The organism is Myxococcus dinghuensis (assembly GCF_024198235.1).
Classification (GTDB): Bacteria; Myxococcota; Myxococcia; order Myxococcales; family Myxococcaceae; genus Myxococcus; species Myxococcus dinghuensis.
In genome coordinates this window covers 173,896-195,036 of the sequence record NZ_JAKCFB010000008.1, presented here as the reverse complement: position 1 = coordinate 195,036, position 21,141 = coordinate 173,896, and the positions used below count along the sequence as shown (strand labels likewise).

Here is a 21,141-nt window from a genome sequence, read left to right as displayed (position 1 = left end):
AGGGCCTCCCCGAACCGCGAATGTTGAACCGACGCGGTGCGGCGTAGCGGGGAGGCGGCCGGGCGGCTACCTGTCGGTCGCGTCCTCGATCTTGTCGCCCGCCTCCTCGGCGGCGTCACCGGTCTTCTCCGCCGCGTCCTCGGCCGTGTCCTTGACCTTGTCCGCCGCGTCCTCGGCGGTGTCACCGGCCTCGTCCGCGGCGCGCTCCGCGTCGTCCTTCGCGCTCTCACGGGTGTTGCGGTGGCAGCCCGCTCCGAACGTCAGGGCGCCGAGCACCACGGCCATCAGCAGCTTCGCCTGCACCTTCTGCTCCTCGCGTAGTGACGCCGGGGCTCACGAGCCCGGGCGTCGGGATGAGGGCGGGAAGGTAGGCACGTGCGCGCATGCGCCAAGTGGCGGACGCGCGAAAAGCTCACCAGGCGCAGAGGAAGTTCGAACCACACACGCCCTGCACGCCGTCGCAGACGCATTGCCAGTCCTCGGAGCAGCGGGACACCCCGCACGTCGGACCGCCACCTCCGCCCCCTCCCCCGCCACCACCCTCGTCGGGATAGGTGAACTGGCAATAGAAGTTCACGCAGACAGCGGACTCCGCCTGGGGGCACTGGTTGGCGCACACCCAGTCCTCGGAGCAGCGCGCCACGCCACAGGTGAGCAGCGAGGGGTGGTCGCGAGACACCGGTTCCTCGCCGAGGGACTCGGCGAGGACGGGCGCGGCGAAGGTGATGAGTCCCCAGACAACGGCCCCGGACAGCGACGTGAGACGCGCGAACATGCTCGGGCTCCTCTCCACGAAGCGGTGTGAGCCGTGGGACCCTTCCGTGGGCCCGCACGGAGCCGGCGACGCTACCATGGGCCCCGCGTCGTCCGGGACGGCCGGCGGCGGGTCAGGGGTCCGGACGGGCGACGACGCGTTGGCGCGACAGCAAGGCGGCCAGCTCCTCCTCGTCCACCTTCTTCGGACTCTCCGTCGCCATCATGCAGCGGAAGGCCCCCTCCGTCGCGCGCACCCGCGGGTCCCGGGAGAACACGATGAAGTCCGCCGCCCCCTCGGGCGTCGAGGTCACGAGGATGTGCGAGGCCTCGGCCTTCTCTCGCGAGGTCCTGTCCGCGAGGAGGCGTGCGGGGACCCCCTCGGGTGAGACTCCGGAGCGGACCAGCTCGTGGGCGGGGATGCACAGCCGGTAGGTGGGTTGTTTCTCCATTTCGAGGAGGCCGGACATCGGCCACTTCCGCATCAGGAACTGCGAGCGCCCCGAGGCCAGCCACCCCACGTGGTGGGCGATGCCCACGGTGGCCATCGTCGCGGAGAACAGCAGCACCAGGGAGGCCACCAGCGACAGGCTCCAGCGCAGGGGCCACGGGCGCGCGTTCTCCGCTTCCGCGTGGACCTGACGCCACAGCCACCCCAGGAACAGATGCGTCCCGGCCGCGAGCACGCCCGCCACGAGCAGCGCCTCGACCACCGGGCCCCAGCGGATCGTCACCTCGCCGAGCACGCGCGTCAGGAACGGGAGCCACCCCAGCGCGAGGAAGAACAGCAGCTCCGGCAGCCACTCGAGCCCCGTCACCGCCAGGAAGATGAACCCGACGAAGAGGAGGAACACCGCGAGGAGCGTCTTCACGACGATGTTCACGGCGCGCCCCCCTGCTCGATGGACGCGTGGATGGTCTCGAGGGGTGCGCGGCGCACCTCGCCGTTGGTGAAGAGCACCCACCGCTCGCGCCCGAAGATGCCGGGCTCGTAGGCGAGTGGGGTCGCGCCTTCATCCGCCTTGAGGCCGCCGCGGTAGATGAAGTGCATGCCGGAATCGCCCACCACGGTCCATCGCTCCACGGGCAGCTCGGGGCCCAGGTCGCTCGCGGGGAACGCGCCCCCATGCGCGGCGGCATGCGCCCACAACGCCACGCGCAGCTCCTCCAGGCGCTGACGGCGCGCCTGCCCCACCAGGTCCGAATCCGAGGGCGGCAGGCTCGAGGTGAGCTGATACGTCACGCCCGACCGCTCCCAGGCCCCCGGGGTCATCAGCTCGCGGCCGCCCGCGATCATCGACAGGACGAGGTGGAAGCCCAGGCTGAGCAGGAACACCAGCGCCGCCGCGGAGCGGAAGGTGAGCAGGGGCAGCCGCGGGAAGTCCTTGCGCAGCCGGTTCCACAACACCCGGACCGCCAGGGCCACGAGCGCGAAGACTCCCACGAAGAAGGAGATGGCCTCGACGCGCTGCGAGGCGATGTCCGACAGCCGCACGCTGGGCATGCCCGCCAGGGCCGCGGCCGGGAACAGGAGGAAGCACGGGACGAAGACGCGGGAGCGCACGAGCGCCAGTCTGCCCCACCTCCGCTCGCACGCGCCAACAGCGGGGGAATTTTCGCGACGTGTCGGCGCCATCCTGTGACGACAGTCGCAGGGCAACCGAGCCCATCTCCTCGGACGTCGAGTGCCACATTCTCGAAAGAGCATCCCCATCTTTCGGAGGAAGGTGACCGATACGAAGAAGGGAGCGGGCACATGCGGCCCTGGCATCGAAGCTGGCGATGGATGCGGATAGGAGGCGTGGGCACGGGCGCCCTGCTCATGGCCTTCGGGTGCGCGAGCGCGCAGGAGGACTACGGCGCACAGGTCACCACGAGCTCCACGCCGGACAACGCGCCGGTGTCGACCTTCCGGGACGTGCTGTCGCCGTATGGCTCGTGGGTACAGCTACCGGACGTGGGCTGGGTCTGGCGCCCGGACCCGTCCATCGTCGGCGCTGACTTCGAGCCCTACGTCACCGGGGGCCAGTGGACGTACAGCGATTGGGGTTGGACCTTCGAGACGGGCTGGAGCTGGGGGTGGGCGCCCTTCCACTACGGCCGCTGGTACCTCGCCCCGTCCGCGGGCTGGGTGTGGTGGCCCGATGACGAGTGGGCGCCCTCCTGGGTGGACTGGCGCTGGGGGGACGGCTACGTCGGCTGGCAGCCCCTGGGGCCACCGGGCATCACGGTGGGGCTGTCGTGGAACTTCGTCGGAGCCACGGACTTCGTGAGGCCACACCTGCACCAGTACGTGGTCCCCCGCGACCGTGTCCCGGTCCTCCTCCAGCAGACCCAGTTGGTGGGAAGGCATGTGCCGGCCCGGCATGGGCAGTGGAGCACGGGCCCCGCGCCCGACCAGGTCGCCCATGTCACGGGCCACCCGGTGCCCCGCTCACGGGTGACCGCGCCCCCGACAGGGCATCCCCCCGTGACGGGAACCCATCCGGAGACACCCCGGTCGGCACGCTCCGCGCCCGTGCCCGAGCGCCCGCAGACGAACGTGACGCCCCGGCCTCCGACGCAGGCGCATCCCCAGCCGCAGGCGCATCCCCAGCCGCAGGCGCATCCCCAGCCGCAGGCTCCGGCGCAGCCGCAGGCCCCGGCCCAGCCACCCAAGGAGACGAAGCCCGCGGGAGAAGCGCACCACGGCGGGGAAGAGGAAGCGCCCTGGCCCGAGGAGCCGGCGCACACCGTGCCACGCCCCAAGGCCTCGGAGCCGCCTCCCGAGTCCCATCCCGCCGAAGCGCCGCATCCGACCGAGGCGCCCCATCCGACCGAGGCGCCCCACCCGGCGCCTGCGCCCCACCACGGCCGGTGAACCTCCCGAGGTGGCCTTCCGGAGGCCCCGGCGTCTGGCCTACGGAGGGGGCGCCCCGGGGCCCCACGGAGGGCCCCTCGCCATCACACGTGGCGGCCACCGGGCCCGCGTGGCCCCGAACCGCCCGCAAGCCCGGCGCCCCCTCCGTGAGCCAGGCGCGTTGGTTGGCGCGCGGGCGACATCGTCCTCCGACATGAGGGTGGGGCTGGCGGGCCGCGAGCGTGTCCAGCGCGCGGCGGGAGGGGTGGCCATTCCCGGGCGGGGCGGCGCAGCTTTGCGGCACGCATCCGCCAGGAGGAGGCACCGCCATGTCCGAGTCGCAGCCCTTCGTCAGTGACATCCAGGAGATTCGCCGTCGTGCCCGTGAGCACCTGGAGGAAGGCGCCGTCACGGAGAACTACGAAGGCGATGTCTCGACGACGCTGAAGCTGCTCAACGACGCGCTCGCGACGGAGATCGTCTGCGTGCTGCGCTACACGTCCCACTACATCTCCGCGGTGGGCATCCACAGCGAGGCGGTGAAGGACGAGTTCGGCGCGCACGCCCGCGAGGAGCAGGACCACGCGCTGCGGCTGGCCGAGCGCATCAACCAGTTGGGCGGCAAGCCGAACTTCAATCCCGAGGGGCTGCTGACCCGCAGCGCCAGCCAGTTCGTCGAGGGACAGAACCTGGTGGACATGATTCGCGAGGACCTGGTCGCGGAGCGCATCGCCGTCGAGACGTACCGCGACATGATCCGCTACTTCGCGGACCGCGACCCGACCACGCGGCGGCTGCTCGAGGACATCCTCACGAAGGAGGAGGAGCACGCCAACGACATGCATGACCTGCTGGTGGCGCACCAGGGGCGCCCCATGCTCGAGAATTGAGGTGCCCGGCCCGATGGGCTCCTCGGGCCGGCCCCGAACGAGCCCATCCGGCCGAGGCCCCTCAGGCGCGCGCGGACGCGTCGCGGTAGCGCACCATCCGCCCCAGGTCCGGGTCCCACAGGTTCAGCCGCAGGCAGGCCCGGATGTCCCAGGGCCACAGCGTGGTGACGTGGGCCCGCTGGAGCTCGGGGATGGCGGCCATCGCCTCCGGCAGCCGGTAGAACGGGATGCGCGGATTCAGGTGGTGGACGTGGTGGTAGCCGATGTTGCCCGTGAACCAGGCCATCACCGGGCCGCAGCGCAGATAGCTGGAGGCCTCGAGCGCGGCGTCCGCGTGGGTCCAGGCGCCCTCCGGCAGGATGCTGACCTCGTCGAAGTTGTGCTGGGCGTAGAACAGGTACGTGCCCAGCGCGTACGCGACGAAGAGCGGCCCCAGGAAGGCGCACAGGTAGACCGCCGCGCCGAAGAAGTACAGGAGCCCCCCGGACAACACCCCGTGGACGAGCAGCGCGAGCCCGGACGTCCAGTACCGCCGGGGGTTCTTCACGAAAGGCACCAGGCACAGGCTGAAGAGGAACGCCGTGAAGTAGCCGAACAGCAGCGTCACCGGATGGCGCTCCACCATGTAGCCCAGCCGCTGCCAGCCGGACGCCTGACGCCACTGCGCCGTGGTCCACGTCACGAACGTGCCCGCCGGGTCCGCGGCGATGCGCGCCGTGTTCGCGTGGTGGTGGTTGTGCGTGTCATTCCAGATGCGCGCGGGCGTGAGCGTCAGGATGCCCTGCACATGGAAGAGCACCCTCCCCCACCGCGACGTGGACAGCAGCGCGCCGTGCATGGCGTCATGGAAGAGGATGAACGCGCGGATGAGCACGAGCGCCTCCAGAATCCCTCCCACGATGCGCAGCGGCCACCACGGCGCGGCGACGGCCAGCGCCACCGCCGCCACGAGCGCCGCGTAGGTCGCGACGAGGTTCCACACGGCACGAGCCGACTCCTGCACCGCGAACGGACGGGTCCGCGCGATGAGGTCCTTGCTCGAAACAGCTGCGACTCGGTCCATGGGCAGACACTCCAATGACAGGCGGCGCGAGGGGCCACCGATTCAGGATGCGCGCGAGTCTTGTCCCACTCCCATGTCACGCCAGGGTCAGCCGGCGGACAGCAACAGACACATGCGTCGGCTCACGCGACGATGACGCGCCTGGTCGCGTCCGGTGATGCACATCGCCACCGGAGGGCACCGGGAGTGGAGCCGCCGCCGACGTCCCCGGGCCTGGCGTCGCGGGAGCGGGGGGGCTCCGGGGGCGCGCCTCGGCGGCGCCCGTCCTGCGGGGGGCTCGGCCTCCAGGTCGGTTCAGGTAGAATCAGGTGCTCCTGATTGTTAGGTCCAGACGTTCTCCAAGGAGCCGTCGTGTTCCGCTTCGAGTCCGACCAGGATCTCATCAAGTCCTTCCGCCCCAGGGATCGCCGCGTCATCGAAATGCCCGAAGGCGTGACCTTCCCGCACTTCGTCCGCGACTACCTCGCCTGGACGGAGACCTCCAGGGCGCGCGTGTACCTCGTCTTCTCCGCGCCGGGCAGCCACCAGCCCATCGGCATCATCTTCCGGAGCGAGTCGGCGGGTGGGGAGAACGTCTCGCGGATGTGCGAGTGGTGCCACCACTACGGCTCGTCGAACGAGGTGTCGCTGCTCACCACGGACGTCGACAACAAGCGCCGCGTGGGCATCAGCCTCTGCTCCGACCTGCGCTGCAAGGAGCGGCTGGAAGACGCGGCCAACCGCTCCGGCAAGCACCTGCTCGACGCCCTGGAGCAGCTCAAGGCGCGCATGTACCGCTTCGCGAACGAGGCGCTCGGCATCGAGGTGCCCCGGAGCCAGCCGCCGCGCGACGCCGCCTAGCTCGCCGTCGAGACCGGCGCCCGGTGGACCTGCGGGACGCCGGGCAGCGTGGGCGCGGGGTTGAGGGCCTGCACCAGCAGGGACCGCAGCGCCTCGCTCAGGTCGTCCACCACCGCCACCGCGCCGGCGGGCGCGCCCTGGAGCGACGCGGGCACCTCCGCGCCCACGACGATCACCGGCATCCGCGCCTCCCACGCCAGGTAGTGCGCAAGCCCCACCGCGGCCTCGGACACGTCCAGGAGCAGCGCGCCCACCGCCCCGGCGCTGAACGGCCGCCACAGGGGCCGGGCGGCCTCCGCGGGGGGCAGCACGCAGAAGTCCAGGCGCAGCACGTCGCTGAGCACCACCCGGCCCAGCGTCCCGAAGCCGCTCTTCACCGCGGTGGGCTCGGCCGACAGCGCCTCCAGCCCCGGCACCCGGGACATCACCCGCCGCGCCGCCGCCGCCCCGCTGCCGCAGACGAAGATCTTCGCCGTGGCCACCTTGGCGGGCGCCTTCGTGCGCAGGATGCGACCGCGCAGGGCGTGGACCTCCGCGGCGCCCAGGAGCTCGCTGGCGTTCGCATCCGAGCCGTCCCCATCCGCCAGCCGCGCCACGCCCCGTTGAATCAGGGTGGTGAGCACGCCCAGCACCTCCAGGTCCGGCGCGGGCGCCAGGTCGAGCACCTCTCCCAGCGCGCGCGGCTGGCGCAGCAGGTCCACCACCTGCGCCGTCACCGGGTGCTGGTCCTGCTGGAGGTCCACGTCCGGCGCGAGCACGAGGCGCGTGTGCCGGGGCGGCAGGCCCGGCAGCAGCCGGTTCACCTCGTCCGACTGCCGCATGCCCTCCAGCAGCGCGTCGTCCATGGCGCGGTTGATGCGCGAGCGGACCTGGTTCGTCCCAGGCGAGAAGGTGAAGGTCCCCTCGGCCCACGCCAGCAGGCGGAACAGGGCCTTCTCCCCTTCCACCCGGCCCAGCTTCGCGTTCACCGGGCGGCCCTCCACCACGGCGATCTCCCCGCGCTCGTTGCCGCGCTCCAGCGACAGCCGCCCGCTGCGACGGTTCATGCCGAGCAACTGCATCAGGTCCGGGATGCTGAGCTGGCTGAGCGAACCTTCGATTTCCTGCTGCTCGACCTTGAGGTCCTTGGCCGCCTCGTTGCGCCGGAAGATGTGCTCGATGCGGCTGAGCACCTCGTCCAGGTTGAAGGGCTTGCGCAGGTAGCCGTCGCGCAGGCCGCGGAAGCGGTCCCCGTCGAAGCTCGCCGTGGTGAGCACCACCGGGATGTCTTCCGTGCGCGGGTTGGTGCGGAGGATCTGGATGAACGTCCGCGCCTCCAGGAGCCGGCAGCCCTCGTCGAACAGCGTGAGGTCCGGGTGGCGCAGCACCGCGACCTCCAGCGCCCGCGAGCCATCCGGCGCGTAGTGCACCTGATACCCCTTGGTGCGCAGCGCGCGCGACAGCGCTCGAACGGACTCGAGGTCGGGGTCGGCGATGAGGATCTTCCGGACCTGGGCCACCGTGCGCTCCGCGTGTCAGTACGGCTGCAGGTCGTACTCGGCCTGCAGCTTGGAGATGAGCCCGTCCACCAGCGCGGTGTCCGAGGTATGGAAGCCCCACGTCGCGCCGCGCCCGCGCCGCTGGATGAGCGCGTAGGCCGCGTTCTCCGACAGCCAGAGGATGAACTCGTGGCGCGACACCCGCTCGTCTCCCTCCAGGAACACGGGCGTCAGCGCGGGATGCGACTCCAGGTCCACCCGCCGCCCCAGCAGGTAGATGCGCGAGGACAGGTCCGGCGGCGCCGACTCCAGCCCCGCCGCGATGGGCAGGTCCGCGCGAATCTCCGGCCCGCCCACGTAGAGCAGGCCGCGGGAGCCCGGGTCTCGCATCAGCTCGCGGGCGATCTCCGCCTGGAGCTCGTCGAAGAGGACGTCCGCGACCTTGCCCCGGCGGCTCGGCTCGGAGCGCTCGTCCACGGGCAGCCTGGGGCTGTTGGGCGTGCCCAGCAGCAGGTCCACCTCGTCCCAGAAGGGCAGGCCATCCAGCATCAGCCGGCGCTGGAGCGACGAGCGGCGCTCGTCCATGCGGCGGCGGCAGCGGTGCACCAGCTCGTCGAAGTCCTCGCCGTCCTTGGGGAAGGTGCTCGCCCCGCCCACCAGCGCCAGCGGCAGGCGCTGCTCGACGTCCTGCACCTCCGGCTCCTCGCGCACGGCGGCGACGGCGCGGCGCACGAACATCATCGCGCCGAAGAAGTCCGTCTCCGGCAGCAGCAGGTAGAACTCCTGGTCGCTCGCCTTCGCGATGACGTCCGAGTCGCGGATGATCTTGCTCAGCGCGCGGATGATGCCGCGCACCGCCTTCTTCGCGTCCGCCGCCCCGTGGCGCACCCGCACCAGCGGCAGGTTGTCGATGGAGAACGTCAGGAGCGAGAAGGTCCGGCCATAGCGGCGGGCCTTGTAGATCTCCTTGGAGGCGTAGTCCGTGAAGTAGCTGAGGTTGTACGCGGCCGTCTCACGGTCGCGCAGGCCCAGCCGCTGGAGCGCGAGCATGCGCCGGCCGTTCTTCACGCCGATGGCCGCGAAGTCCGCGAGCACGCGCGCGTCCCGGGAGTGCTCCAGGCGGAACTCGCCGCTCAGCGGGTCCGAAAGCTGGGCGAGGCCGACGATTTCCCCCGAGGCCAGCAGCGGCACGTACATCACCGCGGAGCGCTCGTCCCGGGCGAACCAGGGCTGGGCGTCCTTCAGCCGGCCCTCCAGCGGGCCCTCGGGGCTCATCTTCTCCGCGAGGAACTGCTTGTCGAGCAGGCCCCGGTACGCGCGCAGCACCAGGTCGCCCCGGTCGTCCAGCACCCACAGCGCGGCGCTCTGCGCGTCACAGACGGCGGACAGCTCGGAGATGATGCGCTCCTGGAGCCACTCCAGGTCCGACTGCGAGATGAGGTCCAGGCAGCGCTGGTGCAGGTTGTGGAAGCGGGCGAACTCCAGGTTCTCGTCGCGCAGTTGCGTGCGCTCCCGGCGCAGGGCGGCCCGCTCCAGGGCCCGGTCCACCGCGAGCACCAGGTCCGTCTCGTCCACGGGCTTGGCCAGGCAGTCCGCCGCGCCCGAGCGCAGCGCCATCTCCGAGCCCTTCACGTCCGTGCGCTGGCTCACCAGGATGACCTCCTGGTCCGGGTCGCGCTCGCGCAGGCGCGCCGTGAGGGCGAAGCCGTCCACGCCGGGCATCACCACGTCGGTGATGACCAGGTCGAAGGGCGTGCGGGCCGCCTCCTCGAGCGCCAGCGTGCCGTTCTCCACGGAGACCACGCGGTGGCCGTGGCGGGAGAGCATGTCGCTGGCGAGCTGGCGGAAGAACAGGTCGTCGTCGACGACGAGGATGGGACCGGCCACGCGCTGTCTGACCCGGGTGCGAGAGGGAAGCGGAGGTTACCGGCCCCCAGCAAGCCCGACAACGCCCTCGAAGACGAACGCGACAGGGCCACGGAGGCGGATGTCGGACAGGTCGGGGGGCACGCGGATGCGCAGGTCTCCCCCTGGCAGGGTGACGCGCAGCCAGGTATCCGCCGGCAGCCGCTTCGCCAGCACGGCCGCCACCGCCGAGGCACACGCCCCGGTACCACACGCCTGGGTGAGGCCACAGCCGCGCTCCCAGACGACGACGGTGAGCCCGTCCGCGTCCACCCGGACGAACTCCACGTTGGTCCGGTCCGGGAACGCGGCGTGGTGCTCCAGCGCCGGCCCCAGCCGGCCCGCCTCCTCCAGCGGACGGTCCAGGAGGACCAGGTGGGGGTTGCCCATGCTCACCGCCGAGGCCCGCAGGTCGGGGTGCCCCGGGAGCGGTGAGTCCAGGAAGGGCCGCCCCGTGGCGCCCGACGGCAGGTTGGCCGCGACGAGCCGCGCGGGGCCCATGGAAATGTCCACCGACGCCACACCGCCCACGTCGTAGCCAGGCATGCAGGTGAGCACTCCGGCGCCGGTCTCCACGTCGATGCGGCCGGGCTGCTCGCCGGAGTGGTCCACCAGGTACTTCACCGCGCAGCGCAGGCCGTTGCCGCACATCTCCGCGATGCTGCCGTCGGCGTTGTGGACGACCATGCGGGCCATGCCCCGCTCGGACGGCAGCAGCGAGAGGACGCCGTCCGCGCCGATGCCGAGGCGCCGGTCGCACATCCAGCGGGACGTGGCCGCGTCGATGTCCGCCCCGGAGTGGCGCCGGTCCAGCACCACGAAGTCGTTGCCCAGGCCCTGGTACTTGAAGATGCGCTCGCGAGCTTCCACGGGGGCAATCCTAGTCGCGAGCCATCACTCGTGCTCGTCCGCCTTCTTGGTCGGGGCCGGGGGGAGGTCCAGCGCGGGCACGGCGGTGCGGCCCGGCTTCACCTGGGGAATGGTGGGCATCCGACCGGGCGTGTTCCCCGAGGGGGCCGGTGGGACGGCGCCGGAGCGACGGGACAGCTCGCCCTTCACGGCGTTGAGCTCCGCGTTCGCGCGCTCGTAGATCTCCTGGACGGGGTTGTTGCCGGCGCGGGCGGACTGACGCCGCAGGGCGCCCAGCTCCGTCTCCTGGGAGGCGAGCTTCTCCTGGAGGGACTCCACCAGCGTCTGCAACTGCTCCATCTCCGCGGCCATCTCCAGGACGGCCTCGGGCTGGGCGGAGGCCTTCAGCTCCTCGACGGCCGCGAGCAGCTCCGTGCGCTCGGCGTCGAGCGTGGCGAGGCGGGCCTTCTGGTCGGCCACCACCGACTCCAGCCGCTCCCGCTCGCCGCGCTCGCCCTGGAGGCCCAGCTTCTCCGTCTCCAGGGTCCGCACCTGCTCCTGGGCCCGCGTCAGTTCGCCGAGGACCGAGGTGAGGCGGTCGGACGAGCTGCCCTCGCGCTGCTGGAGCATGCGGCGCGCCTCCTCGAGGGATTCGCTCAGCCGGGTCCGCTCGGCGCGCTCCGTGTCGAGCAGGCGCACCGCGTCCGTGGACGCCGTCTCCATGGCGGTGATGCGCCCCTCGAGACGGACCCGGGCGGCGCGGGCCACCGTCAGGTCCGACTGGAGGCGCTCGCGCTCCGACGTGGCGGAGAGGCGCTCCGCCTCGGCGCGGGACAAGCGCTCCTGGAGGGACTGGAGCGCCGCCGTGGTCTCCGTCGCGGACGTCTCCAGCTCGGTCAGACGGGCCTGCAACTCGGCGGCGCGACCTTCCAGCGTGGTGTTGTCGGCGCGAAGGGCGTCGGAGCCCCCCTCGGCCTCCGCGAGCCGGGCCTCCAGGTCGGCGCGAAGGCCCGACCACTGGGACTCCAGCGTGTCCCGCTCGGAGCGGGAGGATTCCAGGTCGGCGCGCTGCGCCTCTCCCCGGGCCGTGAGCTCCGAAAGCTGGGACTCCAGCTCGGCGCGCTGCGCCTGGGCGTGGGCGACGCTCTCGGCCAGTTGGGCCTCCAGCTCGGCGCGCCGCGCCTCGGCGCTGGTGGTGAGTTCGATGAGCCGGGCCTCCAGTTCGGCGCGCTGCGCCTCGGAGAGCGCCGTGCTCTCGGTCAGGCGGGCCTCCAGGTCCGCGTGCTGGGTCCCGAGGTCGGCGAGTCGGGTCTCCAGTTCGGCCCGCTGGGCCTCTGCCTGGGCGGTGCTCTCCGCGAGTCGGGTCTCCAGTTCGACGCGCTGGGCCTCGGCCTGGGCGGTGCTCTCCGCGAGTCGGGTCTCCAGCTCGGCCCGCTGGGCCTCGAGGCGAGCCACGTTCTCGGTGAGCCCGGACTCCAGCTCGGCCCGCTGGGCCTCACTGCTCGCCTGGAGTTCGGTGAGCTGGTGCTCCAGCGTCGTGCGCTGAGCCTCGGCGCTGGCGAGGCGAGCCTCCGTCGCGGCCCGCTGCGCATCCGCATCGGCGAGCCCCTCCGCGAGCCGCGTCTCCAACGCGGCCCGCTGCGCATCCGCGCTGGCGAGGTCGTCCCTGAGCCGCGTCTCCAGCTCCACGCGCCGCGCCTCGTTCTCCGCGAGCCGCGTCTCCAACTCCGTGCGCTGGCCTTCCGCGCGCGCCTCGTTCTCCGCGAGCCGAGACTCCAGCTCCGCGAGCTGGCGTTGCTGCTCGGCGGAGACCTCGGACCGGGCGACGGACTCCGCGCGCTGCTCCTCCAGATGACGCGTCGTCTCCGCGAGGCGCGTCTCCCAGTCCACCTTCGCGCGACCGAGTTCCTCGGAGGACTCGGCGAGGCGAGCCTCCAACGCCCCGGCGCGCTCCTGCTCCCGCCGCGCGGCCACGATGGCGGCGGCGAGCTCCTGCTCCGCGGCCTCCAGTCGCGACTTCGTCGACTCGAGGGTCGCCCGCTCGCTCTCGAGCGAGCTCTCCATGGCGGTGGCCTTGCCCGCGAAGCGGCGCGCCGTCTCCAACTGCACCATGAGCAGCTCGGCGTTCTCTCGCTGCGCGACGAGCCGCTCGCGCGCATCCACCAACTCCGCGTCGAGCCGGGAGATGTGCATCCCGCGGTCGTGCAGCGCGGCGATGGCCCGCTGGAGCTCGGCGCCCAGGCGCATGACCTCCTGGCGCGCCGCGTTCAGGTGCACGAGGTCCGCGCGCAGCGTCAGCACCTCCTGGCGGGCGGAGTCCAACAGGGCCGCCTCGGACTCCAACGCGGCGACGTGCCGCGCCTCCGACTCTTGAGCCTGACGACGCGTCTCCTCCAGCGCCCCCTCGAGTCCGACGAGCTGCGTTCGGGAGGAAACCTCCTGTCGCTCGAGCGACGCCCGGACCTCGGCCAGCTCCGCCGCGCGAGTGGTCGCGGCCTCGGAGAGCGAGTCAGCCTGCGTCTGGAGTTCCTGCAGCGACCACTCCCGCTCGGAGAGCTTCGCCTCCAACGCCGTCCGCTCCCGCGTCAGCTCGGCCCGGGCCGAGTCCAGCTCCTCGCGCAGGCTCGCCAGCGACGCCTCGGCATCGGCGCGGGCCCGTTGCTCCGCGTCGAACTGCTCACGCCACCGGGTCGCCCCACTGGCCTCGTCCGCACGGGCCTGACGTTCGACTTCCAGCGCGGAACGGGCAGCCCCCAGCGCGTCCTCGACCTCCGCGCGGGCATCGCGCTCCGCGACCAGTGACGCCTCGGTGCGTGCGCGACCCTCTCGCTCCGAAACGGCCTCGGCCTGGAGCCGGGTGACGACCTCGTCGGCGCCGAACGCGCGCTCCCGCATCCCGGCCAGCTCCGCCGACAGCGCTTCGCGCGCCTCCCGCTCCTCGGCCAGGGTCTGACGCGTCTCGACCAGCGACTCCTGCGCACGGGTGTCGCTCCGCTCGCGCGCCTCCTTCTCGGTCGCCAGCGCGGCCTGGGCCTCCGCGAGCAGACTCTCCGCTCGGACCCGCGACAGCTCCTCGTCCAGGAGCCGCGTGCGGGTCTCCTCGAGCGTGGCCTCCGCGCGAGCCCGCTGGGTCTCCTCCGCCTCGACGCGGGCCTGGGTGTCCTTCAGCTCGGACTCGGCGCGGGCGCGCTGGGTCTCCTCCGCCTCGACACGGGCCTGGGTGTCCTTCAGCTCGGACTCGGCGCGGGCGCGCTGGGTCTCCTCCGCCTCGACACGGGCCTGGGCAGCCTTCAGCTCGGACTCGGCACGAGCGCGCTGGGTCTCCTCCGCGTCCGCTCGCGCCTGGGCAGCCTCCAGCTCCGACTCGGCGCGAGCGCGCTGGGTCTCCTCCGCCTCGACGCGGGCCTGGGCAGCCTTCAGCTCCGACTCGGCACGAGCGCGCTGGGTCTCCTCCGCCTCGACGCGGGCCTGGGCAGCCGTCAGCTCCGCTTCGGCGCGAGCCCGCTCCGCTTCCTCGTCCCGAAGGCGGGTCCGCAGGGTCTCCAGGGAGGCCTCGGCCTCGCTCCGCAGGGCGGCCTCCGCCAGGAGCCGCGCCTGGACGTCGGCCAGCGTCTCCTCGACGCCGCCGCGCTGCGCGCCCTCCGCCCGGAGCCGCTCCTGGACCTCGACCAGCGCCGACGCCGCGCGGGCCCGCTCCGCGACCTCGGCCGCGAGCCGCTGCTGGACCTCGACCAGCGCCGACGCGACCCGAGCCCGCTCGGCGCGCTCCTCCTCGAGCCGGACGCGCACCTCGGTCAGCGAGGTCTCCGCGCGGTTCCGGTGCTCCGTCTCCTCCTCGAAGCGCGCCTGGAGGTCGGTCAGCGTCGACTCGACGCGGCCCCTCGCCACGCCCTCTTCCTCGAGCCGGGCCTGGACGTCGGCCAGCGTCTCCTCGACACGCGCGCGCTCCGACTCCTCGGTCCGCAGCCGCTCGCGCGCCTCCTCCAGTGACGTCTCGGCCTGGGTGCGCTGCGCACCTTCGCCGCGCAGTTCTCCCTGGGCCTCGGCGAGCGCCGCCGCCAGGCGCGTGCGCTCCTGGACCTCCGACTGGAGCTGGACCTGCGTGTCCGACAGCGCCGCCTCCCAGCGCGCGCGCCGCTCCTCCTCTTCGCCGAGCGCCTCCTTCGCCTGGGCCAGCGCTCCTCGGGCCTCCGTCAGCCCCTCGCGAGCCTCCGTCAGCGCCGTCTCCGCCTCGCCCCGCCGCTCGCGCTCCGCCTCCAACTCCACGCGCAGCGCATCCAGCGCGGAGCCGGACTGCGCCCGCCCCTCGCGCTCGGCGGCCAGCGTCGCGTGGACCTCGGCCAGCGACGCCTCCAGCTCGGCGCGCCGAGCCACTTGCGCCTCCAGCTCCTCCCGCGTGCGGGCCAGCGAGGCTTCCACGTCCGCCAGCCGCTGCGCCGCGCTCTCCAGCTTGCCGCGAGACAGCCGCAGCGCCTCCTCCGCCGCCGCGCGCGCCTCGCGCTCCTCGTCCAGGGAGCCTCCGACGCGCGCCGCCAGCGCCGCCGTGGAGTCACGCTCCTCGCGCGCCGTCTCCAGCTCCGACTGCGCGGACTGGAGCGTCGCGGCGAGCTCATCCGCCCGGACCGTCTCCTCCCGGCGGGTGCGGTTCAGCGTGGAGACCTCCGCCTCCAGCTCCACCACGCGCCGCACCAGCGCCTGGCGCTCGTCCTCCAGCTCGCCACGGCGAGCCTCGGCCTCCGCGCGGATGGCCGCCTCGGTCCGGGCCTCGTCCGACAACGACTCCGCGCGGACCTTCTCCGACGCGAGCGCGGACTCCAGCTCCGTGAGCCGCGCCTGGAATCCGGCGCGCTCCGTCTCCCAGGCACCGGCGAGGTCCTCCCGGGTCTGGGAGTGCTCCGCCTCCAGGAGGGTGATCCGCTCCCGGGCCTCGTGGAGCGACTCCTCCAGCCGCTGCGCGGTGGCGCGCGACGCGGCCTCCGCCCGGGTGAGCGCCTCCAGCTCATCCCGCAGCCGCGCCTCCAGCTCGCGGGCCGCGACCAGCTCGGTCTCCTGCCCCCGCCCCTCGGCCTGGAGCGCCTCCAGACGCGCCTCCGCGTCCTTGCGCGCGCCGTCGGCGGCGGCCACCCGCAGCGACGCGTCCGTCAACTCCCGGGCCGCGCGCGCCAGCTCCGCTTCCTTCACCGACAGCGCGGCGGCGGCCTCGCGCGCGGACTCCTCCGCCCGCCCCGCGCCGCCCTTCAGATGCTCCACCGCCGCCAACGAGGCCGAGTACTGCTCCGCGATGCGCAGCTCCCGCTCACGCGCCGCGTCCGCCGCGCGCCGCCGGTCCTCGAGCTGCTCCGTGGCCCGCTCCGCCGCGAGACGGTCCTTCTCGCGGTCGATGCGCAGCGTGCCCATCTCCTCCTGGAGCTCGCGCACCTGGGCATAGGCCTGCGTCAGCCGCTCCCGGGCCTCCTCCAGGGACGCGCCCAGCTCCTCGCGCCGGGCGCGCTCCAGCCGCAGCGTCTCCTGCCCCGCGAGCACCTGGACGCCCGCCTCCGACTGCGTGCGCTGGGCGGCCTCCACCTCCAGGCGCTGCGCCGCCAGCCGCCGGTCCGCGTCCGCCAGCCGCTCCTGCGCCACCTGGAGCTCCAGCTCGCGCCGGCGCAAACGGCCCGCCAGGTCGTCCCGCTCACGCTGGGACTCCGGCGTGCCACGCGCCTGCTCCAACTGCGCGGTGAGCCGGGCCACCTCGTCCCGGGCCACCTCCAGGGACGGCTTGAGCGACGCGACCTCCGTCTCGCGCTCCGTCAGCTCCGTGCGCAGCCGGGTCAGCGACTCCTTCAACCGGGCGCTGCGCTCCTCCCAGGACTTCGCGCGCGCCACCACCTCGTCCAGCTTGCCCTTGGTGAAGGCCAGCGGCTCCGGCGGCAGTTGCACCCAGGTGGGGTCCACCACCCGCGACGGCTCCTGGCCCGCGACGACGAGGAAGTAGGCCGCCTCGGCGCCCTTCACCAACGAGCCGTCCACCTGGAGCCCCTCGCCCTTCTCGAAGGCGAGCTGGTAGCCCAGCACCGGCAACTGCGTCGCCACCTCCACATGGGGGAAGAAGGCTGACAGCGAGTCGAGCAGCATGCCGTACGTGGGCGGCACGCCCTCCTCCGCCTCCACCAACTGTGGCAGCGCCAGGCCCGCGAGGTTGCGCAGCCCTCCCACCAGGAAGCCCTGCTTGGAGATGAGCCGCGTCAGCTCCTCCAGCAACGCCGGCGCCCGGACGTAGGGGGCCAGGTCCGCCACCATCACCACGTCGAAGCTGCCCGGCTCCAGGTCGTCGTAGATGTTGGCGCGGAAGCGCAGCGTCGGCCCGCCGTGGGCCTTGTGCGCGGCCTGGACCGCGTCGAGGTTCGCGTCACAGGCCACGACGGCGCGCGCGCCCCGCTCCAGCAGGAAGCGGGCGCTCTCACCGCCCGTGGAGGCCACCGCGTCGACCTCCAGGACCCGGCGGCGCGCGAAGAGGCTCTCGACGAAGATGTAGCGGGGCAGCAGTTCACTGGGCCCCATGCGGCGGAATGTGTGGTGCATGGGTGTGTACGGGGGTGGGAGTATAGCCGTGGGCCTCCGCGCCCCAAGGAAAGCGCCGCCATCCGCTTCCGGATGGCGCCCGGACGTCAGGAGAGCAGGCAACACATGAACGAGACACCACGACAGGGCTTCGGATACCGGGCGCGGCGCACCTTCACGCGGCTGCTGGTCTTCTGCCTCATCCTGGGCCTGGGGGGCAGCGTCGTCGTCCTCCTCTCCCAGCTCAACGCCCGGACCTTCACCCTGGCCGCCCTCGACGGACAACTGGTCGTCATGAAGGGCCGCATGGCCCCCGCCGGCGCCCTCCCCTACCGGCCCGGTGACCCGCGGATGGCGGACGCCTACGCCCCCATCCCCCTCGAGGGCCAGGACGTCACCCTCCTGTTGATGCAGAAGTTCACCGAGCGCGACGAGCTGGACCGCGCCCTGTTCCCCCTCCTGGAGTCGCTCGCCCGGCCGCGCATCGCCTCCGAGGAGCCCCCCCGCGTCGAACAGGGCCTGTACTACCTGCGGCGCGCGGAGAAGCTGGGCGGCATCACCGAGGAGCAGCGCCTCACCCTCCAGAAGCTCCTCACCGAGGTGGCCTACTTCCAGGCCCGCCAGAAGCTCGAGGATGCCCGGCGCCTCGTCAGCGACGCCCTCGCCCAGCTCAAGCTCGCCGCGGAGAGCCAGAGCCGCCACGCGCGCAGCGCGCACCAGATGCTCACCGCCGTGGGCCCCCCCGCCCGTGACCTGGAGGAAGCCCTCCGCCGCGCCGTCCATACGCTGAGCGGCCCCCAGAACACGCAGGGTGAAACACCTCCTCCCCAGCAGACGCCCCCACCCGCACCCACCCCGACCGGGCCGGAGGGGTCACCCGCGGCCACCCAACCCACCCCGCCCGTGGAAAATGACGCGGACTCCGGGACGACTCCCTGAGCAGGACGCGCCGCATGGTTCCTCCCAGGTTGGATTCCACGTGGCTCGTACATCGCGTCGCCGGCTGACGCACCCAGTGTTGTGAGCCAAACGTGACGAAGGCTGTTGGAGATCGATCATAGATTGCAAGGGCCGGACCTACCCGAGCACTAGATCTCGCGTTGACACTGGGCCACCCCCCCCATACCTTGTGCCCGGTCGATGGCGCCCCACCAAAGGCGGTGTCATCACCCAGGGCTCAGGGAGGGGTTGTGGCATCTCTACACACAGCGGTTCGCCCCACATGTCACCTGAGCCCTCCGGTCTCCCCTAGACCGTAGGCCCGTGGCGGTCGTCTCGGGCCCTTTCACTACACATCCGTACAGTCACAATTTCGTGGCCTGGGAGCCCCCTCCCTGGGCAGGCTGGTCGTCTGCCCGCGTGGTCACGTCATCGCCTTTTCCGTTCCGCCTTTCCGTTTGGAGTGAGCCGCTCGTGAACTTCGAGACGCCCGTGAAGCCGTCGTCCGCGCCGATGCCTGTCCCGCCCGCCACCAACGGCCACCCCGTGCCGGCCGCGAGCGTGACGCCGGTAGCCCCCGAGGCCACCTCGAGTGAGTTCGCCCCCACGACGATGCGGGTGCGCAAGCGCAACGGCACCGCGGAGCCGGTGGACCTGAACAAGATCGTCCGGGCGGTGGGCAAGAGCTGCGTGGGCCTGTCGCGCGTGGACGTCATGCGCGTGGCCACGAAGACCATCTCCGGCCTCTACGACGGCGCCACCACGCGCGAGTTGGACAGCCTGTCCATCCAGACCGCCGCGGCCCTCATCGTCGAGGAGCCCGAGTACGCGCGCCTGTCCGCGCGCCTGCTGGCCACCTTCATCCAGAAGGAGGTCAGCAACCAGGACATCCACTCGTTCAGCCAGTCCATCGCGGCGGGCCACAAGCACGGCCTCATCGCGGACCGGCTGCTGCAGTTCGTGCAGGCCAACGCGCGCAAGCTCAACGCCGCCATCGACCCGTCGCGCAACGACCTGTTCGAGTACTTCGGCCTGCGCACCGTCTACGACCGCTACCTCCTGAAGAACCCGCAGACGCGCGAGGTGCTGGAGACGCCGCAGGAGTTCTTCCTGCGCGTGGCGTGCGCGCTCAGCGGTGACAACGCGCGCGAGGCCATCGAGCTGTACCGCCTGTTCAGCTCGCTGGAGTACCTGCCCAGCTCCCCCACCCTCTTCAACTCCGGCACGCGCCACGAGCAGCTCTCGAGCTGCTTCCTGCTGGACTCGCCCACCGACGAGTTGGACGCCATCTACCGGAAGTACTCCGACATCGCGATGCTGTCGAAGTTCTCCGGCGGCATCGGCGTGGGCTACCACCGCGTGCGCGCGCGCGGCTCGCTCATCCGCTCCACCAACGGCCACTCCAACGGCATCGTCCCCTGGCTGAAGACGCTGGACGCCTCCGTCGCCGCGGTGAACCAGGGCGGCAAGCGCAAGGGCGCGTGCTGCGTGTACCTGGAGACGTGGCACGCGGACATCGAGGACTTCCTCGAGCTGCGCGACAACACCGGTGACGACGCCCGCCGCACCCACAACCTGAACCTGGCCAACTGGGTGCCGGACCTGTTCATGAAGCGCGTGGAGTCGGAGGGCGACTGGAGCCTGTTCGACCCCAAGGTGGTGCCGCACCTGACGGACCTGTACGGCGAGGCCTTCGACAAGGCCTACGCCGAGGCCGAGGCCGCGGGCCTGGCCATGCGCAAGGTGAAGGCGCGCGACCTGTACGCGCGGATGATGAAGACGCTGGCGCAGACGGGCAACGGCTGGATGACCTTCAAGGACATCAGCAACCGCAAGAGCAACCAGACGGGCCAGCCCGGCAACGTCATCCACCTGTCCAACCTGTGCACCGAAATCCTGGAGGTGACGAGCCAGGGTGAGACGGCGGTGTGCAACCTGGGCTCGCTCAACCTGGGCCGCATGGTGGTGGACGGGAAGTTCGACTTCGAGCGGCTGCGCGCCAACGCGCACCTGGCGCTCAAGCAGCTCGACCGCGTCATCGACCTCAACTACTACCCCATCCCCGCCGCCGCGGACTCCAACCGCCGCTGGCGCCCGGTGGGCCTGGGCCTGATGGGCCTGCAGGACGTGTTCTTCCAACTGCGCCTGCCGTTCGACGCCCCCGAGGCCCGCGAGCTGTCCAGGCGCATCTCGGAGGAGATCTACTACGCGGCGCTGTCCACCTCGTGCGAGCTGGCCGAGCAGTCCGGCCCCCACCTGTCCTTCCCGGAGACGCGGGCGGCGAAGGGCGAGCTGCAGTTCGACAGCTGGGGCATCAAGCCCACCGACGTGGCCCGCTGGGACGCGCTGCGCGCGCGCATCATGAAGCACGGCCTGCGCAACTCGCTGATGATCGCCATCGCGCCCACGGCGACCATCGCCTCCATCGCCGGGTGCTACGAGTGCATCGAGCCGCAGGTCTCCAACCTCTTCAAGCGCGAGACGCTGTCGGGTGACTTCCTCCAGGTGAACCGCTACCTGGTGCGCGACCTGCAGCAGTTGGGCATGTGGAACGAGGGCGTGCGCAACCGCATCAAGCTCGCCGAGGGCAGCATCCAGGACCTCACCGAGCTGCCCGCCGACCTGCGCGCCATCTACCGCACCGCGTGGGAGCTGCCCATGCGCTCGCTGCTGGACATGGCGGCGGACCGCGGCGCCTTCATCGACCAGAGCCAGTCGCTCAACCTCTTCGTGGAGACGCCGAACATCGGCAAGCTCTCCTCGATGTACTTCTACGCGTGGCAGAAGGGGCTGAAGACGACCTACTACCTGCGCTCGCGCCCGGCCACGCGCATCGCCAAGGCCACGGTGGGCTCGTCGAGCACCACCACCACCGCCCAGGTCGCCGCGCCGGCGCCGGTGGCGCAGGCCTCGAAGGTGACGGACGCCGAAGCGGTGGCGTGCTCGCTGGAGAACCCCGAGGCGTGCGAGGCCTGCCAGTAGCAGCCCGCTGACGTTTCGAGACTGCGGTTCCTCGCGGCCGGCGAGCGTGTGGAAACACGCGCT

At 72.1% G+C, this 21,141-nt stretch carries 14 protein-coding genes; 5 read left to right on the top strand and 9 right to left on the bottom strand.

What is annotated here, in order from left to right; all coding sequences use genetic code 11:
* Positions 1–66: 66 nt before the first annotated feature.
* The 4 genes from LZ198_RS14245 to LZ198_RS14230 all read right to left on the bottom strand — a co-directional run bounded on the left by LZ198_RS14245 (position 67) and on the right by LZ198_RS14230 (position 2,317).
* On the bottom strand, positions 67–303 hold the full coding sequence (locus LZ198_RS14245; protein WP_253972493.1) for a YtxH domain-containing protein: 237 nt from the start codon (positions 301–303) through the stop codon (positions 67–69).
* 109 nt (positions 304–412) lie between these two features.
* Positions 413–775 carry a hypothetical protein gene (locus LZ198_RS14240; RefSeq protein WP_253972492.1) on the bottom strand — a complete coding sequence of 121 codons (363 nt, stop codon included), beginning with the start codon at positions 773–775 and terminating at the stop codon, positions 413–415.
* A 112-nt stretch (positions 776–887) separates the two neighbouring features.
* Positions 888–1,637, bottom strand: a complete 750-nt coding sequence (locus LZ198_RS14235; protein ID WP_253972491.1) for a hypothetical protein — start codon at positions 1,635–1,637, stop codon at positions 888–890.
* Entirely contained in the window at positions 1,634–2,317 is a 684-nt protein-coding gene (locus LZ198_RS14230) for a hypothetical protein (protein ID WP_253972490.1), read from the bottom strand. The genes LZ198_RS14235 and LZ198_RS14230 overlap by 4 nt, the downstream gene beginning before the upstream one ends.
* Before the next feature lie 237 nt (positions 2,318–2,554).
* Between LZ198_RS14230 and LZ198_RS14225 the strand changes: the two genes are divergently transcribed.
* On the top strand, positions 2,555–3,613 hold the full coding sequence (locus LZ198_RS14225) for a DUF6600 domain-containing protein (RefSeq protein ID WP_253972489.1): 1,059 nt from the start codon (positions 2,555–2,557) through the stop codon (positions 3,611–3,613).
* Positions 3,614–3,921: 308 nt separating this feature from the next.
* Positions 3,922–4,482 carry a ferritin-like domain-containing protein gene (locus tag LZ198_RS14220; RefSeq protein ID WP_253972488.1) on the top strand — a complete coding sequence of 187 codons (561 nt, stop codon included), beginning with the start codon at positions 3,922–3,924 and terminating at the stop codon, positions 4,480–4,482.
* A gap of 61 nt (positions 4,483–4,543) precedes the next feature.
* On the opposite strand, the gene LZ198_RS14215 is transcribed toward LZ198_RS14220, so the two are convergent.
* Complete coding sequence (locus LZ198_RS14215) at positions 4,544–5,545, bottom strand: fatty acid desaturase family protein (RefSeq protein WP_253972487.1); 1,002 nt, start codon at positions 5,543–5,545, stop codon at positions 4,544–4,546.
* A gap of 351 nt (positions 5,546–5,896) precedes the next feature.
* Here LZ198_RS14215 and LZ198_RS14210 point away from each other — a divergent pair, with 351 nt between their 5' ends.
* Entirely contained in the window at positions 5,897–6,385 is a 489-nt protein-coding gene (locus LZ198_RS14210) for an FBP domain-containing protein (RefSeq protein WP_253972486.1), read from the top strand.
* Here the strand turns inward: LZ198_RS14210 and LZ198_RS14205 are convergent.
* The 4 genes from LZ198_RS14205 to LZ198_RS14190 are packed head-to-tail and all read right to left on the bottom strand — an operon-like array spanning position 6,382 to position 17,178.
* Positions 6,382–7,884 (bottom strand): DUF4388 domain-containing protein, encoded by a 1,503-nt coding sequence (locus LZ198_RS14205; RefSeq protein ID WP_253972485.1) that lies wholly within the window; start codon positions 7,882–7,884, stop codon positions 6,382–6,384. The two genes, LZ198_RS14210 and LZ198_RS14205, sit on opposite strands and share 4 nt — an antisense overlap.
* A gap of 15 nt (positions 7,885–7,899) precedes the next feature.
* Complete coding sequence (locus LZ198_RS43425; protein ID WP_253972484.1) at positions 7,900–9,750, bottom strand: GGDEF domain-containing response regulator; 1,851 nt, start codon at positions 9,748–9,750, stop codon at positions 7,900–7,902.
* A 36-nt stretch (positions 9,751–9,786) separates the two neighbouring features.
* A complete protein-coding gene (dapF, locus tag LZ198_RS14195; RefSeq protein WP_253972483.1) occupies positions 9,787–10,638 on the bottom strand; it encodes a diaminopimelate epimerase in 852 nt (283 codons plus the stop codon).
* 24 nt (positions 10,639–10,662) lie between these two features.
* Positions 10,663–17,178 (bottom strand): plectin 1 isoform 8, encoded by a 6,516-nt coding sequence (locus tag LZ198_RS14190; RefSeq protein WP_253972482.1) that lies wholly within the window; start codon positions 17,176–17,178, stop codon positions 10,663–10,665.
* A 105-nt stretch (positions 17,179–17,283) separates the two neighbouring features.
* Between LZ198_RS14190 and LZ198_RS14185 the strand changes: the two genes are divergently transcribed.
* Positions 17,284–18,096 carry an IF-2 protein gene (locus LZ198_RS14185; RefSeq protein WP_253972481.1) on the top strand — a complete coding sequence of 271 codons (813 nt, stop codon included), beginning with the start codon at positions 17,284–17,286 and terminating at the stop codon, positions 18,094–18,096.
* 474 nt (positions 18,097–18,570) lie between these two features.
* On the top strand, positions 18,571–21,078 hold the full coding sequence (locus LZ198_RS14180; RefSeq protein ID WP_253972480.1) for a ribonucleoside-diphosphate reductase subunit alpha: 2,508 nt from the start codon (positions 18,571–18,573) through the stop codon (positions 21,076–21,078).
* Positions 21,079–21,141 lie beyond the last annotated feature (63 nt).